We start from the raw sequence: 1,193 nt of genomic DNA on the forward strand, positions 1-1,193 counted from the left end.
AGCGCCATGTTTGCCCATCGCCAACACCAGCATGTGCTGAGGGATAGGTGCACCGCCCTCTTTTGCTCTAGAAAAAGGGGTGCCATAACGCTCGCAAAGCTGTTTGTATAAGACATCCAAAGCAACTTCAACCGCTGCATCGGCCAAAGCACTTACGTCCGAAAGTGTTTCTTCCAGCTCTACCAAGCTTAAGAGATCGCGCCACATAAGCCGCGTCATTTCATAGCGACGAAATACTCGCAGAACTGACATCAATTCAGCTTCATCATTGACTGCTTTACAGCGTGAACTTAAATCGCGCTTATATTGCCCTTCCAACTTTGAAGTAAACAGTGCTGAATCGCTGCCCGACCACTCATGCAACCATTCAGGGTACTTTAAACTGGACTCTCTAACATAGTCGCTGCGCGACCATACATCCAAAATGCTCTGAATAAAGTCTTTTGACCAAGGGCATTCGAGCGTTTCCCAGCGAATATCTTCCAAACATGCTTCGCCAACATAATAAGCACTCAACTCTTGCCAGGCGTTACGTAGACTTGCTTGAATAAACCCCGGAAACTGATTAATTACATTCTCAACTTGGGTACCGATTGCGATGTTAGCACTGCTCATATAGATAGCTCTCAATTTTCGATATTGTTATCTGAGAAAAGTAACGCAGCGAGCATGTCAGCTCAATGCGCTTGATCAAGTATGTCTGAAATACTTAGCTCGCTGCCAATAAAGAATAGCCTCTCTCGGCTTTACTCGTGTCAGACGCTTTCAAGTGAATAGCTTGCCCCAATACGGCTGCCAAACTTTTTAGCGCTTCAACCTCACCCGACATTAGCTCTAGCTCAATTTCTTTGATTGGCAGACACTTACCTTTTGACAACACCTCGCCCTGGTCAAAAGCTAATTCAATTTCGCTACCCTGCCATTCAATTAATACCTGATGCCTAACAAAGTTCGTCTCAAACACCGCATTTAAACTTTCCAAATTCATTCCTTCCGGCCAAACATCCAAGCCCTCTAGAAGTGAAATATCTAGCTTGTTATCCGCCAATTCCCATTCCCATTCACCACGTTCACTTAGACCGCTTACCGACTTCCCCTTGGTCTTCAAGGTTTGAATAAAAGCATCGCCTTTTTTCCGAACCCGCAAAGCCATTCGATGCTGGTTCAATATCTTATCAGGCGTATCATAGTAA

General features: G+C 45.0%; 1 protein-coding gene and 1 pseudogene. Both read right to left on the reverse strand.

All coding sequences use genetic code 11. The features are described from left to right. Positions 1–615 (reverse strand): annotated as a pseudogene (locus A3735_RS23445) (hypothetical protein); the annotation flags it as partial. Positions 616–709: 94 nt separating this feature from the next. Continuing rightward, positions 710–1,193: CYTH domain-containing protein (locus A3735_RS23450; RefSeq protein WP_156499864.1), on the reverse strand; the 484-nt coding region annotated here is incomplete at its 5' end.

The sequence above is a fragment of the Oleiphilus sp. HI0061 genome (assembly GCF_001635675.1).